The organism is Peribacillus sp. CSMR9 (assembly GCF_033141925.1).
GTDB classification, from domain to species: domain Bacteria; phylum Bacillota; class Bacilli; order Bacillales; family DSM-1321; genus Peribacillus; species Peribacillus simplex_A.
In genome coordinates, this window is the sequence record NZ_JAOPHO010000073.1 from 1 (window position 1) to 16,368 (window position 16,368).

The window sequence follows — 16,368 nt, forward strand, 5'->3', positions numbered from 1 at the left end:
AGAAGATGGCCAATTGGACATGGCGAGGTCCAAAAATGGCCTAACATAGTGGGCTCGTAGAGCCCCAATCTCCTAACATCAGGCAAAAATTCAAAGGGAATCTCAAAAAGGGGTTCGGAATTTTTTAATTCCGAACCCCTTTTGTCTACAAACTCAAACAACTTCCGTGAGGAAGTTGTTTTTTTATTCTTTAAATAATAACAAATCATAAGGAATGTCCGGTCAAATGATCGCACGGACATTAGGGCTATTGATGTTTGGAATGGTTGAATACTTTACCGATAATTTAAAAACACAGGTTATGGATTTTATCAAAACTCGTGAAAAACTGGCAAAGGAAATTAATATACATGTAAAAAGTTCAAATGAAAAAGAAGCACTTGCACAATCTAGAAATGGTTATGAAAAAGTGAGAGGGGAAATGTTCGGGATATTGCCAGTATTTGATACATAGCAGGATATTTGAGCCTTGAATTAGGGGTGTAATAGTCATAGCTAAGGAAAAGAGCTTAGTTCGTATTTTCTTTTTGTCCTTATGTACCTCTATTGAAAACTTAGTCGGATTTCTACCTAACCTATAGAATTGGTGATTCACTCTTTGTATTCCGATTGGTTCAGGGCCCTCAAAGAGAGCCCCTACTGGGTTTATTTATTGATATTGGGATCTGTTTCATCATAAAAATCATGTGCTTCCTCGATGTTTTGAAGGTTAGCGACTTCATACACATTTCCGCCTGCCATTCCTTCATTGATGATACGGTCGATATCCAGGAAAACAGAGTCCTTGCCATCATATTCGGTATCCTTCAAAAATGTCATTTTTTCTTTATCCAAAATAAATCCCTCCAGCCTTTTCTTTAGTTTAGGCAACGGAGAGTTTTTTATACTGTTCAGAGGTTTCAAAATCAAAAGGGGGATAGGGTTCATTCATATACATGATAGACCATTAAGTCATGTATCATGCTTTTTAGTTTGGTTTCTTCTGTTTCAGAAGGTTTGTTGGCTGTCCACTCGATGGATCCATCTTTATGATATATGGCTTGAACTGCCTGCTTGTTGAAATAAAAGGAAATTTTCCATCCTGGCAAATTTTTATGCAGTGGTGACCATTGAAAATGGGTGATCATATGTATAACCTCCATATATGCTGTCTCTCATTTCATTATAATGGAAAACGGCAGCTGGAGGTGTTATTTTATTTTCAGGTTGGAAAAAGTTAATTCGATGAAAAGGTTTTTTAAATGCAAAAGCCTGTTGACTTCAATTTCCTCTTCATCGAACTGCATGGGCTTTGAGTTCACTTCGTATATGAAGAGCGAGCCTGATTCGTCTTCCCCAATATCAATGGAAAACTCACCGAGAAAACCGACTTTTTTAGAAAGAATCTCACCGCATTTTTGAGCGATATTCGCTAATTTTAGATTCAAGCTTCTTGATTGCAGGTTTTGATAAGGGAAAAGCTTACCCCCTTGTGGAGTGTGGGTAGTGATTTCCTGAGTTTGTGACATCCTTACTGCTTTGCCGGTCACTTTATAAAAACCTTTTTCATAATGGACGAGAATCCGGTAATCGTAACGATGTCCAAGAAGTTTTTTTGGGCTGATCGCCTGTTGGGCAAGGTAGCTTCTTTTTAATAAATCCTTTTTTTTCGTTTCCCAGAATGAGGTGAAATCAGGGAAGGATTCACTATGCTTCAGGCTATTGAACAAAAGCGTATCATCATGATTTTTGATGATCGTATAAATGCCCTTCCCTTGGCTTCCTTTGCAGGGTTTAAGGTATATATGCCTGTGGGTTTCCAGAAAAGCATCCAGGCAATCGCTGTTCCTTAGAATCATGGTGGGTGGAAGGTGATTGGTGAGGGATCCATCTTCCATTAAAGCTTCGAACATTACATATTTATCAAGAAAACAAGGGTTGAATAAGTTCATTCTATATTCTTTAAGGTGAGTGATAAGACGTTGGAATTCCTCTGACGCCTCATAGCCCCTTGAGGGGATTCGGTTATAGACGATGTCTGGGAGCGGCATCTTACACTCAATCCACTTGTTTGAAATGGAGGAAAAAACATACCCTCTCAACGTCTCGGAGTGAAGGGCATTTCCTGTGAATGCAAAGGTCAGAATCCCGTGCTTCAATAAAAATGATGATAGGTCCCGAAAAAGGGTCAAGTTTCCTCCCAAGCCTGATTCCTTTTTGGGATTGGAAGCAGTCAAAATTCCGACGACAAGCATCCGGTTACCTGGAAATACTGTGATTGGAATTAGGGGTTGATTCAAATGGTCCTTTTTATAGCTTATTTCCTCTACGGCAGCTCCGGCGAAAAGTTCCGCATTCTCTTCGGTGTGGTACCAGTTTTCAGAGGGGATATCGTAGAAAATGTTCATCGCTGTACACTGATTGAATTTGTAATGGTCTGTTCCGTAAGATAAATGGCATAATCAAGGCTTAGCTTTCTGGTTAGCAATTCGAAATCCTTGAGCTTTGGATGGGAAAAGATAGAACGTCCTGGTTTGGAATTGGCCTCAAACATCCAAACCTGCCCTTTTTTATCCAATCCAAAATCAAAACCTATTTCTGCAATGATGCCGTCCAAGTGCTTTTCCATACTATCACTTAAAACCAGTGCAGCCTCCGAGAGCTTTCGTTCGACTTCTTTCGCCTCATCGTCATCTCCAAACAGTTCGGCAACCGTTTTGATGACGCCCCCGCTTTTAATATGGGTCGTGACGCTGCCGGCACCGGCTATTTTTGCGGCGATCGCGGTTACCTGCCATATTCCATTACTGTCCTTGTTCGTATGGACCCGGAAATCTACAGGGCGTTTTTCAGATCGAATTAATGGGACGCCCTGCTGTACGATAAGATTCTCAAGGGGTCGGTCATGAAAGATATGCTTAACGATGGCTTCCAATGTGGAAAACTTTTGCAATTTATTTTCTTTTGCCTCATTTTTATAGCGGCAATAGTAAACATCTTCATGCTTATCATAAATAATTTGATGAATGCCTAGTCCGAGACTGCCGTGAATTGGTTTAATATAAACTTGGCGGTAATGGGAAAGAAGGGTTTCCACCACGGATATGGATTGAAATGGATACGTTTCAGGTAAATAAGGCAGTGCCCGCTCATCCGCGCATAACCTTTCATTTACATCCCATTTATTGAAAAAACCTGGATTATACCATGGAATGGTATATTCTTTTTGAAATTTATGCTTCACCTCTTTTGGTCCATCGCGGTTTTCCGTCAAACGATTGGGGAGGCGGTCATAGATGACATTTGGAAAAGGAAATTCACAAATGTGCCAGTCATCGTTCTCAAACACATAACCTTTGATTGTCTCCTCATCCCAATTGATTACATTTTCTCCAAAAACAAAGGGGATACAGCCTGTTGTCCGGCTCAGTGAAAGGAGCTTTGCAAAAAAATCCGATCTCTCCCCCAATGGTTTGTTGGAAATGCCAGTGAAGCCTGAAGAAAAAATTCCGACAAGCGGACCAATATGGATGCTCTTGCCGTATATGAATAAATGAAGAGGATTATCGGTCTGATCGAATATTAGCGATTCCGCAAGACTTTCTGATAGGACGATTGATTGATTGATGGCCGGGTTTTGTTTAACGATGGCAGGACATGAATGCCGCCCGAAATAAATTAATTCAATCTCTGCCAAATCTCCAAGCTCTGAAGGGTAGAATAGAACATTGCCAGGGATAGCGGCAATTTCGGCAGGATAAGTCTTTCTCACTTTCTATTCACCTGCTTTCTGAAGATGATCGGCTAAATACCGGCTATATTGAAATGGTGCACGATGAATATCTTTCATGGCCTCCGGCTGAATTGCCTGAATGATTTTCCTGCCGGGTTTCGAGTTGATGTCCATTATCCATATTTGCCCTTTTTTATCGATACCTAGATCAATTCCCAACTCGAATAACCTTTCAAAAACGGCCTCGGTTTCTCTAGGAAGGGTGCGAAGGATATGCTGGATCTTTTGTTCGACAGCAATCGAAATCGTTTCCGGGTTTTTTTTGATGAAAGTATCCAATGAAATGGCTTCCCCGCCCGTGGCGAGATTTGATGTAATTCCGTCTTTTTGTCCAGTGCGAATTCCGCGGGCCCGTTCCATCCATTGATTCTTCTCGTTTTTTTGTAGTAAAATTCGTAAATCGAATGGCTCGTTTTTTTCGTTGCAAAGATCCAAATATGGCTGGCAAAGGTAACGGTACCGATTTAATAAATGATGCAGCCATTTGTTCAGCTGAGATGTGGAGGTGAATTGGCGATCGTATTTGGTGCCTTTTTTCGTCATGGAAACCAAAGTTCCGTCTTCGGTTTTTGATAGAAGATAGATACCTGTACCGCCTGCACCGAATTCAGGTTTAATAATCACCTTATCCAGGCGTTCCAAATGATCGGTAATATCTTCAGGTGTTGTCACTTGAAAGGTCTCTGGGAAAAATGCCTGTAGGAGTGGATGATTTTTTAGGATTTGGTAAACTTCCCATTTACCAGGAAGTCCAAGCCCTAAGAAATTCGAGTTATCTTTTAACCAATCGATTTTATCTCGCGTTTCCGTTGACTCACGGGATAATCCATGAAAACAGCGATCATATACAAAATCAGGTAAATCAAAGGACGTTGGAATCCATGTTTCATTCTCGGCATCAAAACGCTCGCCCCGCACTTTTTTTAGATCCCTATCAATATTTTCCGGTGTGAATTTACAAACTTTCATATTAAATGATTTAGCGGTTTTGGCTATTTCGGTGAAGTAATTGTTTTCATGTGAATCCGACGTGGCCATTAATCCTATTAACACGTGCTAGCAACTCCTTTTATGGATAGTTTTCGCGGTTAAGGACGAGCATGAAATCTATGATGGATTTTACTGATGGACGAAAGATTTCATAGTTGCCTTGAAATTTTTTCGATGGTTTCGAATTCACTTCGATGATCCATGGGTGTGTATCGGTATCCAGTGCTAAATCGATTCCGAGCTCGCCGAATGAATCGTCATGGTTTTCGACCAAGGCCTGGGCTGCGTTTTTAGCCAGCCGTACGAGCTTTTGATATATGTGGCTGGCTTCATGAAGGTCAAATGCTTCCCTTAGGAAATCTGGCCCGTTTTTCATTAATCCGCCTTGTGCAAGATTGGAAACAATAGTGCCTGGGTCTCCAATCCGGGCAACCATTGATGAAACTTTCCATTGAAGCTGATCATTCCGGTGAAGGAGCACGCGAAAATCAACTTTTCTCTGATCAGTTTCGAAAAGGGAAATCCCCTTTTGAAGAATGAAGGCTTGTTTTCTGGAAAATCTTTTTAAGGCGTTATACAATTTTTCATCCGTATCTGCAAAATGTACATCCCGGAGATGTCCGGAGTGCTCGATTTTCCATTTTTCAGCTACTTGCGTTAACCTGCAAATATTTCTGCCTTGACTGCCAGATGCCGGTTTGAAGTAGATTACCGAATGCTTTTCTATAAATGTCAAGAACGGCTCCTTTTCGTTAAAAAGTATCGTATCAGGCAAATTTGGCAGCAAATCATTTTCTGAGATCAATAGCTCATGTACATCATATTTGGAAAGGAACCTTCCATTGAACATCGGTATCGACCGTGCCTCCAGTTCATTTTTGAACAGCTCGAAAGAATGAGATGCTTCAAGTTTGCGCGAATGAATCCTGTTATAAAAGACATCAGGAATGGGGAGGGGCAAGATGTGCCAGCCATCTGGCCCTGTCTGATATCCTTCTACTACTCCATCTTTAAGCGACTGAAGTTTTACTAAATAGAAGGGGATACCCTGTTGATTACAGTATGATTCCATTTCCTGATAAAATTTTTCCATTTCGCCGAATGTCCCGTCTTGCAAGGGAGTCTGGTTCATGAGTGCAGCGAAGAATGGGCCTATTTTGATTGACCTTCCTTCCTTATGAAATGAGACGGAAATTGGATCTGGAAAAGCAGGTAAGGATAAAATCTGGTTCATGTCAAATGAAAGTTTCAATGTAGGCATTGATGAAGGGAATGGTTGGACAAGCACAGGGACGGAACGGCATCCAGCCATGATCGTAACGGGTTCTCCAAATTGAAGGCCCCATTCCTCAAATAGTTTTTCTTCGATAAACAGAAGCGCCTTCTTTCTAGTCACTGCAGGGTTTACCGTAATGAAAACTTTCTGATGGTTAAGGTTCATAATAATTCCCCGTTTGCACTAAGTTTGATATCCTTTTATAATTAAATGATGGGCAAAAGTGGATAACACATTCTATGTTTTTTTTATCAGAAGGTGTCATTAAGCCCATAGTTCAAGCAATAAAAGGAGAAATTTTCATGGATGAGATTTGGATAAAGATACTGTTTATGGTCGTCGTAGGTGCTGTAATAGGAGGTTTCACCAATTTATTGGCTATCCGAATGCTATTCAGACCTTATAAACCAATCTATATTTTCGGGAAACAGCTGCCGTTGACACCAGGGTTGATCCCGAAGCGGCAGGATGAGTTAGCGAAACAGTTGGGTAAGTTGGTGGTTGATCATTTAATCACGCCAGAGAGCATCCAAAGTAAAGTCATCAATGATGCCTCTATACAGAATATGAAAATTTTCGTTCAGGCAGAAGTAAAGAAAGCATTGTCCACGGAAAAAAGTACTGCTCAATTGCTTGATCAATTGGGAATGAAGAATTCTTCATTCACGATAGAACAGAGATTACAAGCATTCATTCTTGGTAAATATGAAACATGGTCGGAAGAGAACCGGAGCAAAAGCTTGAAGGATATCGTCCCGCCGCAGATTCAGCAAAAAGCCCTTGACTCGATTCCTGATATGTCACGATTCATCGTAAAAAAGGGAAAAGAGTATTTTAACAGTGCAGAAGGCAAAGGCCGTCTTGAAGACATGTTGGATGATTTCTTCAAGGAACGGGGCAAGATGATCAATTTAATTCAGATGTTCATTGGAAACGAAAAGTTAATTGATAAGATCCAGCCGGAAATCATAAAATTCTTTGAACAATCCCGAACGATTGATATATTGTCAGGGATGATGATGAAAGAGTGGGGAAATCTGGAGAAATGGGATGTAGAGAAAATCGAGGAATTGATCGGTAAAGAAACGATTAGACAATTGATTACCGAAAAAACGGCAGAAATGATGCCAGTCTCTTCTATCATGAATAAGCCGGTTCGAGAATTGACAGCCAGTTTCACTAACACCATTGTGGAAAAAGGTGTCCCGATTTTCGTGGGAAAAGGTGCCGAGTATTTAATCAATCATTTTCAGCCGCTTTTCCAAAAGCTTCACTTGGACGATATCGTGGAAGAACAGGTTTCGTCATTTTCGGTGTCCCGGCTTGAGGAAATGGTCGTTTCAATCACTAAGAGAGAATTGTCCATGATCACATACCTCGGGGCTTTGCTTGGTGGAATCATCGGTTTATTTCAAGGTTTCATAACTGTTTTAATAGGATGACGTGTAATTCTCAAGCGGATTTGTTATAGTGGAAAAGATGTAGGAATACAATGATTACAGGGAGGGGAAATAAATGAATAACGTATATGATGCAGCGTACGAAATGGAAAAGGCGATTAGGGCAAGTAATGAATATGCCGACTTGCAACGCTTATATGATCTTGTCAATTCTGATGAAGCAACAAAAGGAATGTTTGAAAACTTCCGCAATCTGCAGATGTCATTGCAGCAAAAGCAAATGATGGGACAGGAGATCGCTCCAGAAGAGGTTGAGCAAGCACAAAAGACGGTACAGCTTGTCCAACAAAACCCAACCATTTCACAATTGATGGAAGCTGAACAACGGATGAGCATGGTGATCGCAGACCTCAATAAAATTATCATGAAGCCGCTTGAAGATTTATATGGCTTGCCTGAGCAACAGCAATAAGAGTTGGAGACTCCCTTCTATAATGGTTGGGAGTTTTTTTGTTCCCAAGAATGTACCGTATGCAAGGGTCATGAACTACTATTTGTTCTACTCTCTAAATTTTAGTCATAAATTTGAAAGAGGATACTACAGATGGGGGAGATCAGCATGGTATATCGTCTACTTGCGGTCAATATCGACGGGACATTGCTCCAGTCGAATGGCCGTTTAAATAAATCGACTAAAGAAGCAATCGATTATGTACACCAAAAAGGTGTCCATGTTGCACTTGTAACGTCAAGAAACTATCATTCAGCAAAAAAAGTGGCCAAAGCCCTAAAAATAAATCCGATGATCGTTGCTCAGCAAGGAGCTTTTGTCGGAGCTTCCATTGAAAAGCCCATTATGGTAAAAAGAATTTCAGAAGAACTGACTGCAGAGCTTGTACAAATGCTTGAAAAGGCCACGTGCCAAATTTTGCTCGTCCATGAAAAATACTCGCTTGGAAATCGGGTGAACCTCCCGGAGAATTTACTTGGCAAAACGGTTATGTATCTGAATGATCAAAATATTTATGCGCAAAATTATGTGGATGATATCAGTGAAGAGCTCATTGACCAGCCGATGGCCCCTACGAAAATGGATATAATATTTTCAGAAAAAAGTGATCAAAATGATATGCTGAAATTAATAAAGGAAATGTTCCCTGAGGTAGATGCAATCTTGCATCCAGGACATAAGCTGACAATTGTTCCAAAGGGTGTTTCTAAATGGAGTGGTGTATTGTATTTAGCTGATCATTTAGGGGTGAAAAGAACGGAAATCGTCTCGATTGGAGATGGATTGGATGATATGGAGATGATTGCCTGTTCTGGTCTGGGTGTTGCCATGGGCAATGCGGATGAGGAAGTTAGGAAAGTGGCAAAATGGGTGACGCGCTCCAATGATCAAGATGGTGTGGCCTACATGCTAAGGGAATTTTTCCGGAAACAGCATCCAATCGATTTTCTGCAGAAGATGAATATGCTTAAGTGAATGTCGGGCTCCTTCATATAGAAGGGGCCCCATTCACATAATGCCGCTTTACGCGGCCTGGTATTTGTCATAAATAATTCTAAGCATCTTTCCATAAACTAAAGGAAATCAGTAATGGAAAGGAAGAATTCAATGGGTGTAATCAACGCGAAAGAGGTTCAAGTCGGCGACGAGGTGTTTGTGATTTATAATAATCCCCATGTTCCTACCGTTTCGAATATAAGGGCAGCGGAAATTGTCCCGCATCCCAAAGATCCAAATGCAGTTGCCTTGTTCTTGAACGATACATTTCATACTATTGAAGATGATGATGCATTGTTCTCTTCGGAAGCCGCAGCGGAAAAAGCATACAGTGATTATATGGATAACCAGGACCAGATGACTTGAGAAGACGTGTACGAAGAAAGAATGAAAAAATGAAAGCCCTCGCCTTAGCGGGGGCTCCTTTTGATAACTGGCCTGCAGCATCGATCTTCGCAGAAGCGCAGAATTTGACCCATATGAAAAGTTTTCGTCAAATAGCCGCAAGATTGACCATTTCGCCATACGTTATAAAACCTTTGAAAGGTTTCTCTAGTTTTTCATTCAGGCGTTCTTCGGGAATGGAGAGAAGGAGGTCGTATTATTCTTTGAATTGTCGACTCAGTACTTCAATGGCTGGAACGGCGTTTATCCATTTGGCAGGGCTAGTGCCTTTAGCGAATGAATCAGCATATTACGCAGGAAAATTGCCGACTTTTAGGGTGGTCAAGAAAGAATTTTTCCGATACAAACAGGGTGTGACCTAGATGCCATTTAATGTTGTTGTTGAAACCCTATGGTTAAATGGTTGGAAGTCAGGGGTAATGCGATCAATGGTCATTTCAAAAAAATCCCCTCTAATAAATTAGAAGCGTTACTTTAATGGGTTCATATATGTAACTCCTATTATGTATGAAATCAAATCCTTGTTCATAAAAAAAACTGTCACCCATTTTCAGAGTGACAGCCTGTGGCTTAATCAGTTAGTAGATTGAATGAAGAGTTTCATTGCATGAATTTGTCCAATGTGATTGGCTTCGTGCAGGACTACGAAATTAATGAATTCCCCCACTGTTTCCATCCCGTTGAAAGGCTTTGCTGTTTTCTCTGTCAATCGTTCTTCAGGAATTTCAAGAAGTCGGCCAAGTTGTTCTTGCAGCTGTTGCTTTAAAACTTCAACGGAAGGTACATCCCCGGTCCAGTCGGAGGGTTTTGAGCCATATCCAAATAGCTGGCTGTAATTCGCTGGCAATTCACTGTTGGATTTCAATAAAAAATTTTCGGCTGCAGTAAGGACATGTCCAAGATGCCAATGGATTGTATTATTAAAACCTTCAGGCTGCACATCCATAAACTCTGGTTTGATTCCCTCGATTTCTTTTAAAAGACTGCCGCGCATAACCGTTAGCTGATTTTTTACATAATTCATTTTACATTCCCCTTTCAATCTCTTTTTAATAAAGACTATCTCTTAAAATTATAGCAAGGATATTTCAATATTATCAAACTTTAGACATGTCTTTTCAAAAGGTTTGGAAGAAGGGGTCACAATGATGTTGACGACACAGTCGGCGAAAAAGGTATACAAAACGATGGGTGAGCAGGCAATGCAGGAAACCGAGCTGATTTTGATGGTAAAAGGCTGATAATGGATCACTTGCTTTTCGAATCCTTCAGATGAGAAGGACTCTGTACTCTTATTGGAAGGATATAGTCATCTGGGCTCATTATTATTGAAACATGAAGTGGATGGGAAAATCATTACAGATCTCGATGAAATGCTTTCCTCGTTAAGCAGCCTGGCAGGGTACCATTTACATTATCATACTGGTGTAGGTGTGGGTCTCTGTTTAGGCAAGCTTCTGTTCACGACGATTTTAAGCATCCCCTTTGTCAAAATTTCTTTTTCCAAAAAAGTCAATCGTTCACTCATCCGATTGACAGGTGTAATAAGTATGGTTTTCGGTTGGGGTTGGTTGAACGCAGGCTATAGCCCAAGGGATACCGGGGGCATGAACTCTCAAGTAAAAAACTTGAGGTTTTTTTTACTGCTTAAAACGATAAACATTCCTATTACTCTTTTGAGTGGACTAGTATAATGAAATATATTGGATAAATAATCCACCTAGGTATGAGGAGATGACATGTAATGAAAAGGAAACCATTCCTGCTTGCACTTAGCCTATTATCAATAACATTTACCGCAGGTTGTACAACAAAGCAAGAACATATTTCCATTCAAAAATATGAAGGTAAAAACTACAAATTCGAAGCATATAAAGAAAAGATAGAGATTGAAAGAACAGAAAAAACAAAAGAGATAATAAAGAATGCTGACTGGGACAAATACGAGTTGGAGAAAGGTCATCCTAAGGCGGACTATATCTTTTATTTTAATGATGATAAAGATGAAGGGAAGATACCCGTGTATTATGTTTGGGTTAATTCCGAAGAAAATAGTGTGGAATTGACGCGGAATAAACATAGCCAGTTTGTACAGTTAAATAGAAAGGATTCTGAAACGCTTTTAAGACTGCTGCACTAATTAAAAGAAAGTGGATATCCAAGTCCTGTCATTTCAAAAACAAGCATTTTATTATCAGATTATAGAAATCTATGTACATTAACGAAAATCAGTTAGTTAAGTACTCTTTTGGAGGGATTTATGAGGAAAATGACTTTGTTTAATGGAAAAACGATTGAAATCGAATGTTTAAGCTGTGCTTTAACGAGTGGGGAAATAGAAGCGGATGGTGGTGCAATAGTCGAAACCGAGTATTTTCATGCTCACCAAGACGTTGCATATCCCATTGTAGGTTTAGTTATTTTAGCATCCAAACGCCATATTAAGTGCTTTGATGAATTATATGACTTGGAGAAGGTTGATTACATAAACATATTATCCAGGATTAGAAAAGCTCAAAGGGAGGTACTAGGGATAGAACATGTTTATTATTTTTACAATGAGGATACTCCCCACCATTTTCATACTTGGATGGTTCCTCGATATGAATGGATGTACGATTTTGGACGCTCGGTGGAATCTGTTAGACCGGTTTTGCTCCATGCAAGAAATAAGTTGAATAATGATCAAAATTTTAAAAGTGTACTTGATGGAATCAAGGCTTTAAAAAAAGAACTAAACCCTTAATTATTCCTTGTTCCTCAAACAGATGCGGGAGCTCCATAAAAATAAAGAGACCACTCAAGCGGTCTCATTTGTTTGTACAAAAATCAACAATAATGTTTGAAAAAGTTGAATTAAACCGGGCTTCAAAAGGGCTAGTCCGGTAAAATCTTTTCATTCTTCTCAGGCTGGATCAATCTTCTTATTCGTTGTCCTCAATAATGGCATGGTGCAACAACGGAAAGAGCCACCGGACTTGATGATTTCGCTTATATCAACTTCTATGACTTCGTATCCGCGTTCACGAAGGTGACTATTTACCTTTTTATTACATGGGAGGCTGAATAATTTTTTATTCCCAATGGAAAGCACATTGGTCCCTAATGTGAATTGTTCTTTTATAGTCACCTCAATTATGTCATAACGTGAAGCTAATAAATCCAACTCTTTTTTTGTAAAGGACTCTGGAAAAATAAGCGCCTCTGTTGGTGATATGATATTGAAAACGCAGTCTAAATGAAGGAATTTTTCAATGAAAGGCACCGCGATGATTTCGTATTCCGGTAATAAGGTTTGGAGATGCTTAATAGATGTTTCATTCGTTCTATCACTGACTCCAATATAGATGGTTTTTCCGTCGATAATGACATCCCCTCCCTCTATATGGTTTTCGCGGAGGTTGAAAAATGGGATACCATTCGTTTCAAGCCAGGATTTCAATAATAGTTCCTCACCCTGCCTGATACCTGTAGCCATCTCGGCTACGTAAACGGTATTGCCAAGAGTGAAACCGATATCTCTCGTAAAAACCTGTTCTGGATATGTATATTTAGGCGGAAGTTTGATGACTTCAATCCCTTCATGTTCAAGTGCCTTAATAAATTGGGCGTGCTGCTCCCTGGCAAGTTCCTTATCGATATTTTTTTCTATAAACTCTTTTTGCGTTTCGTTAATGATCTCACGGATTTCCATATAACGAGGTTCACAGACGATCACCCGTGATAGCTTTGAATATTCGCTCGCACAATAAGCCTCAAGTTCTTCGTTTATCTTGTTTACCATAAATGAGCTCCCTTTTAAATATAATTGTATCTTTACTATTACCTCTTTTTCTGGAAAGAAACATAAAAAATAGGTCGTTGCCTCGTTAATCTTTGTCTTTAACTTAAAAACGGGCCGTTGACCTTTAATTCCGACATTCTTAGAACTGCAGGCTGAACGATTAGAATATTTTTAAAAAAGGATCTGGTTGATATTTTCCCCTTAAAGTAGACAGTGTAAAAAGTCCATGAAAAAACATGGATGTTACACAATTTCTTGGAGGGAATTTTATTATGGCTAAAAAAAAGGGGATAAATTTCAAACTTATTCAGAGGAATTCAAGATTCAGGTTGACCAAAGGTATTTAAATAATGAGGGCAGCCAATCTGCTATAGGGAAAAAATATGGTCTTAAAAGTAAAAAGCACCTAGGGATAAAGGATTATTTTTTTTCTGGTCGAATATATAATGAAGACGTTTTCAATACAAGGGGGAGATTGGAATGATGGATACTCCATTAATCATGACTCAAATCATTGAGAGAGCTGAAAAATATTTTCCGAAGAAAGAGGTAGTTTCGCGTACGGATGGTGGAATTCACACTTTTACGTATGCTGAAATTGCTGCGCGTACAAGAAGGCTAGCTAGTAACCTTGAAAAATTGGGTATTAAAACAGGTGACCGTGTTGGAACACTTGCCTGGAACCATCATCGGCATTTAGAAGCTTATTTTGCGATTCCTTGTCATGGCGCTGTCCTACATACAATTAATATGCGTCTCTCTCCTCAACATGTTTCTTATATCATCAATAGTGCGGAAGATCGATTATTACTGATAGATCCGGATGTCATCCCCCTGTTAGAAGCGATTAAAGATGAGTTAACGACCGTGGAAGGATATATCTTAATGACCGATAAAGATGAGCTGCCTGAAACGACCCTTTCACCAATTTATCATTATGAAAAGTTATTAGCCGAAGGGAATCCAAAACAGCCCTTCATTCAAGCTTTGGCTGAAAATGCTCCTGCCGGCATATGTTATACCTCCGCTACGACCGGGAATCCAAAAGGTGTGGTTTATTCACATCGCGGGATTTTGTTGCATGCGATTGCACTGGGACTTGCTGATTCTACAGCAATAAGCGAACGGGATGTGGCCCTTGCAGTCGTGCCCATGTTTCACGTGAATGCTTGGGGCATGCCTTTTGCCAGTGTTTGGTTTGGCACTAAGATGGTTTTGCCTGGACCCTACTTCACCCCAAAAATTTTGGCAGAGCTTATAGAAACGGAGAAGGTTACAATTGCAGCAGGGGTTCCGACGATATGGCTGGGCCTATTGAAGGAGCTGGAAGAAGGTAGCTATGATATGAGCAGCATTCGCGCAGTTTTATGCGGAGGGTCGGCTGCCCCAAAAAGCATGATTAAAACCTTTGAACAAAAGTACGGGATTCCATTCCTTCATGCCTATGGAATGACTGAAACAAGCCCGCTCGTTTTTGTTTCCAAACCAAAAAGCTATCAGGAAGACCTCCCTGAAGAAGAACTATATGAGTTGAAGGCCAAGCAGGGCCTTGTCTCGCCAATGATTGAAATTAAAGTGATCGGCCAGGACGGCGAAGTAAAACCTGATGGAAAAGAAATGGGCGAATTACTAATTAGAGGTCCATGGATTGCGAATGAATATTTTAAGGATGAGCGGTCAGAGGATACATTTAAAGATGGCTGGCTTTATACCGGGGATGTTGTCACGATTGATGAAGAAGGATTCGTGAAAATCGTCGACAGGACTAAAGACTTGATTAAAAGCGGCGGTGAGTGGATTTCTTCCGTTGATATAGAGAATGCATTAATGGCCAATGAAGGAGTCTTTGAGGCGGCGGTGATTGCAGTGCCTCACGAAAAATGGCAGGAACGACCGATTGCTTGTGTTGTTTTGAAAGACGAATACAAGGGGCAGGTGTCCCAAGAAGACATCATCGAATTTTTAAAGCCGCAATTTGCAAAATGGTGGCTGCCGGATGAAGTGGTCTTTTTGGAAGATATTCCGAAAACGGGTGTTGGGAAGTTCTTGAAAAGGGCTTTGCGAGATCAGCTTCAGGATAAATATATCAAGAAGTGATAATATGTTTGTTTAATTGAAACTTTTCACCCTATTTTGACAACTTATCAAAACTATATAATAGATTCATAGAACAAAAGAGGAGGAAATAAATTGAGTATTGAATCGACATTACCTGCAGGCACTGTTTTAGTCACATATTCGGACCGGACCGCTACTGTTGCAATGAACCGTCCAGAGGCCATGAATTCTTTAAATCCGTTAATGCTGCATGATTTCATTAATGCCCTTAAGGAAGTAAGTGAGAATGATAAAGTGGACGTCGTCATTATAAAAGGGAATGGGAAAGCATTTTCCGCAGGTGGTGACATTAAGATGATGCTCGCGCCTGGAAAAGAAAACGCTTTCGATGAACTGATGGATGGAATCAGTGAATTGGTGACAACTCTATACTTCATGCCTAAATTGACCATCAGTGCCATTCATGGTGCAGCTGCAGGGCTTGGGTTGAGTATAGCTCTTGCAACCGATCACCTTATTGCCGATTCGGACAGTAAGGTTGCGATGAATTTTATCGGGATTGGATTAATCCCTGATGGCGGCGGACACTTTTTCCTTGAACGCCGTCTTGGTGAAGTAGGTGCGAAAGAATTGATCTGGGAAGGTAAAGTGCTTACAGCGCTTGAAGCAAAAGCAAAGGGCCTCATTCATGAAGTGGCAGACGGAACCTTGGAACATGCGGTAGAGAAGAAGGTGCAATCATGGCTGCAAAGCCCGGTTCAGGCCATGATTAAAACGAAAAAGATTCTTAGTGAAAAAAATCGCCCGCTATTAATTAAGATCCTTGAGATTGAAAAAGCTGCTCAAATGAAAATGCGTCAAACAGCGGACCACCAAGAAGGAATAAAAGCTTTCGTCGAAAAAAGAAAACCGAACTTCATCGGAAAATGACTGTATGTCACTTTATGAGTTATTTTCATCTATTTTAAGCGTTATTTTGCACTATAAGTAAATATAAAAAAGTCCAATTTCTCAGCATTTAAATTGAGAAATTGGACTTTTTTCGTTACTCCGGAAAGCGCCCTTTTCTGGAATAAGCATATAAGTTTTATAATCTGGTGTACTCGAATACTATTTAACTCGATATTCGTAGTGAATATTTAAAAATTCATTAATTTCATTGTTAATTTCTATTAA

General features: G+C 40.1%; 19 protein-coding genes. 11 read left to right on the top strand and 8 right to left on the bottom strand.

Features of this window, described 5'->3' with window-relative positions:
- Positions 1–226 precede the first annotated feature (226 nt).
- The gene (locus N9I19_RS21055; RefSeq protein WP_317778883.1) at positions 227–454 is read left to right on the top strand and encodes a hypothetical protein; all 228 of its coding nucleotides are present in this window, start codon (positions 227–229) and stop codon (positions 452–454) included.
- Between the two features lie 191 nt (positions 455–645).
- On the opposite strand, the gene N9I19_RS21060 is transcribed toward N9I19_RS21055, so the two are convergent.
- The 6 genes from N9I19_RS21060 to N9I19_RS21085 form a co-directional block, all read right to left on the bottom strand.
- Positions 646–834 (bottom strand): hypothetical protein, encoded by a 189-nt coding sequence (locus N9I19_RS21060; RefSeq protein ID WP_061461991.1) that lies wholly within the window; start codon positions 832–834, stop codon positions 646–648.
- 89 nt (positions 835–923) lie between these two features.
- Positions 924–1,127 (bottom strand): YheE family protein, encoded by a 204-nt coding sequence (locus N9I19_RS21065; RefSeq protein WP_061461992.1) that lies wholly within the window; start codon positions 1,125–1,127, stop codon positions 924–926.
- A gap of 63 nt (positions 1,128–1,190) precedes the next feature.
- Complete coding sequence (locus tag N9I19_RS21070) at positions 1,191–2,387, bottom strand: YheC/YheD family endospore coat-associated protein (RefSeq protein WP_317778884.1); 1,197 nt, start codon at positions 2,385–2,387, stop codon at positions 1,191–1,193.
- The gene (locus N9I19_RS21075) at positions 2,384–3,751 is read right to left on the bottom strand and encodes a YheC/YheD family endospore coat-associated protein (RefSeq protein ID WP_317778885.1); all 1,368 of its coding nucleotides are present in this window, start codon (positions 3,749–3,751) and stop codon (positions 2,384–2,386) included. Before N9I19_RS21075 ends, N9I19_RS21070 begins: the two co-directional genes overlap by 4 nt.
- Positions 3,752–3,754: 3 nt before the next feature.
- Positions 3,755–4,825: a YheC/YheD family endospore coat-associated protein gene (locus tag N9I19_RS21080; RefSeq protein WP_317778886.1), complete on the bottom strand. Its 1,071-nt coding sequence runs from the start codon at positions 4,823–4,825 to the stop codon at positions 3,755–3,757.
- A gap of 16 nt (positions 4,826–4,841) precedes the next feature.
- On the bottom strand, positions 4,842–6,203 hold the full coding sequence (locus tag N9I19_RS21085) for a YheC/YheD family endospore coat-associated protein (protein WP_317778887.1): 1,362 nt from the start codon (positions 6,201–6,203) through the stop codon (positions 4,842–4,844).
- Positions 6,204–6,340: 137 nt separating this feature from the next.
- Between N9I19_RS21085 and N9I19_RS21090 the strand changes: the two genes are divergently transcribed.
- The 5 genes from N9I19_RS21090 (at position 6,341) to N9I19_RS21110 (ending at position 9,712) form a co-directional block, all read left to right on the top strand.
- Positions 6,341–7,480, top strand: a complete 1,140-nt coding sequence (locus tag N9I19_RS21090) for a DUF445 domain-containing protein (protein WP_317778888.1) — start codon at positions 6,341–6,343, stop codon at positions 7,478–7,480.
- Between the two features lie 73 nt (positions 7,481–7,553).
- Positions 7,554–7,910, top strand: a complete 357-nt coding sequence (locus N9I19_RS21095; protein WP_061461998.1) for a YlbF/YmcA family competence regulator — start codon at positions 7,554–7,556, stop codon at positions 7,908–7,910.
- Between the two features lie 147 nt (positions 7,911–8,057).
- Positions 8,058–8,924, top strand: coding sequence for a Cof-type HAD-IIB family hydrolase (locus N9I19_RS21100; RefSeq protein ID WP_317778889.1), 867 nt, complete (start codon positions 8,058–8,060; stop codon positions 8,922–8,924).
- Between the two features lie 114 nt (positions 8,925–9,038).
- The gene (locus tag N9I19_RS21105) at positions 9,039–9,311 is read left to right on the top strand and encodes a transcriptional regulator SplA domain-containing protein (protein ID WP_311627337.1); all 273 of its coding nucleotides are present in this window, start codon (positions 9,039–9,041) and stop codon (positions 9,309–9,311) included.
- Positions 9,308–9,712 (top strand): hypothetical protein, encoded by a 405-nt coding sequence (locus tag N9I19_RS21110; protein ID WP_317778890.1) that lies wholly within the window; start codon positions 9,308–9,310, stop codon positions 9,710–9,712. The genes N9I19_RS21105 and N9I19_RS21110 overlap by 4 nt, the downstream gene beginning before the upstream one ends.
- A 212-nt stretch (positions 9,713–9,924) precedes the next feature.
- Here N9I19_RS21110 and N9I19_RS21115 read toward each other — a convergent pair whose 3' ends face one another.
- Positions 9,925–10,374, bottom strand: a complete 450-nt coding sequence (locus tag N9I19_RS21115; RefSeq protein ID WP_061462001.1) for a DinB family protein — start codon at positions 10,372–10,374, stop codon at positions 9,925–9,927.
- A 271-nt stretch (positions 10,375–10,645) separates the two neighbouring features.
- On the opposite strand from N9I19_RS21115, the gene N9I19_RS21120 reads away from it, so the two are divergent.
- From N9I19_RS21120 to N9I19_RS21130, 3 genes are all read left to right on the top strand, one after another.
- Positions 10,646–11,044 (top strand): hypothetical protein, encoded by a 399-nt coding sequence (locus N9I19_RS21120; RefSeq protein WP_317778891.1) that lies wholly within the window; start codon positions 10,646–10,648, stop codon positions 11,042–11,044.
- Positions 11,045–11,094: 50 nt separating this feature from the next.
- Complete coding sequence (locus tag N9I19_RS21125) at positions 11,095–11,490, top strand: hypothetical protein (protein ID WP_284471514.1); 396 nt, start codon at positions 11,095–11,097, stop codon at positions 11,488–11,490.
- A 120-nt stretch (positions 11,491–11,610) separates the two neighbouring features.
- A complete protein-coding gene (locus tag N9I19_RS21130; protein ID WP_317778892.1) occupies positions 11,611–12,096 on the top strand; it encodes an HIT family protein in 486 nt (161 codons plus the stop codon).
- A gap of 159 nt (positions 12,097–12,255) precedes the next feature.
- On the opposite strand, the gene N9I19_RS21135 is transcribed toward N9I19_RS21130, so the two are convergent.
- Positions 12,256–13,134: a dimethylarginine dimethylaminohydrolase family protein gene (locus N9I19_RS21135; protein WP_176432072.1), complete on the bottom strand. Its 879-nt coding sequence runs from the start codon at positions 13,132–13,134 to the stop codon at positions 12,256–12,258.
- A 480-nt stretch (positions 13,135–13,614) separates the two neighbouring features.
- On the opposite strand from N9I19_RS21135, the gene N9I19_RS21140 reads away from it, so the two are divergent.
- Both N9I19_RS21140 and N9I19_RS21145 read left to right on the top strand, forming a co-directional pair.
- Positions 13,615–15,231: a long-chain fatty acid--CoA ligase gene (locus N9I19_RS21140; RefSeq protein WP_317778893.1), complete on the top strand. Its 1,617-nt coding sequence runs from the start codon at positions 13,615–13,617 to the stop codon at positions 15,229–15,231.
- Positions 15,232–15,330: 99 nt separating this feature from the next.
- Positions 15,331–16,122 (top strand): enoyl-CoA hydratase, encoded by a 792-nt coding sequence (locus tag N9I19_RS21145; RefSeq protein ID WP_061465994.1) that lies wholly within the window; start codon positions 15,331–15,333, stop codon positions 16,120–16,122.
- Positions 16,123–16,368: the final 246 nt, after the last annotated feature.